This is a genomic window from Streptococcus suis (assembly GCF_024509555.1).
In the GTDB taxonomy this organism is placed as follows: Bacteria; Bacillota; Bacilli; order Lactobacillales; family Streptococcaceae; genus Streptococcus; species Streptococcus suis_AD.
In genome coordinates, this window is the sequence record NZ_JAMWEL010000079.1 from 1 (window position 1) to 287 (window position 287).

Consider the following 287-nt stretch of genomic DNA (forward strand, 5'->3'; position numbering starts at 1 on the left):
TGGAACTGGCGTGTCTGGAGTTACCGGAGTTTCTGGTGTTGGTGTGTCTGGATTGTTATCTGGATCTTTTGGATCAACAACTTTAACATTTGTACGATAGATAATCGTTGCATTTGTATCATTATCAGTCGCAACTACACCTGTCCTGGTTACACTTTGTGTTGAAGGAAGATAATCTGCCAACTCAGCTACATCATCCTTCGTCAAGGCTGAAACAGCTTTGAAGTCTTGTGTTGCTGGTGACCATGCAGAGTATGTATCTGCGATAATATCGCCTGTTACTGAAT

1 protein-coding gene is annotated in these 287 nt (G+C 42.2%); it reads right to left on the reverse strand.

What is annotated here, in order from left to right; genetic code table 11:
- Positions 1 to 287 (reverse strand): hypothetical protein (locus NF418_RS10420; protein ID WP_256779547.1); only part of this gene is annotated, 287 nt, incomplete at both ends.